Consider the following 463-nt stretch of genomic DNA (forward strand, 5'->3'; position numbering starts at 1 on the left):
CCGCCGTCAACGACGCGATCGACGCTGTCGAGTGGGCCCGCAACCCGCAATCCGGACTCGGCGTCGATGCCCGCCGGATCGCGGTGGCCGGCGACAGCGCCGGTGGCAATCTCGCGGCGGCCGTCGCGCTGCACTACCGCGACGCCGGGGACCCGGTGCTGCGCCATCAACTGCTGGTCTACCCCGTCACCACCACCGACCTGGTCCGCGGCATGGACCCCGAGTACGACGGCGTGATGCTGGAACGCGATGAGCTGCAATGGCATCAGGACAACTACCTGCCCGGCCCCGACGTCGCGTCGGACCCGAGGGTCAACGTCCTCGACGCCAACCTGGCCGGGCTGCCGGAGGCGACGATCATCCTGGCCGAATGCGATCCGATCCGCCCGCAGGGTGAGCTCTACGAGACTGCGCTGCGCGCGGCCGGTGTCACGGTGCGCAGCCACCAGACCCCGGGCATGGT

1 protein-coding gene is annotated in these 463 nt (G+C 70.8%); it reads left to right on the plus strand.

Annotated features, from left to right (window positions below; translation table 11 throughout):
* Window positions 1-463 (plus strand): alpha/beta hydrolase fold domain-containing protein (locus tag RM844_RS32545; protein ID WP_311671044.1); only part of this gene is annotated, 463 nt, incomplete at both ends.

Source organism: Streptomyces chisholmiae (assembly GCF_031845445.1).
In the GTDB taxonomy this organism is placed as follows: domain Bacteria; phylum Actinomycetota; class Actinomycetes; order Streptomycetales; family Streptomycetaceae; genus Streptomyces; species Streptomyces chisholmiae.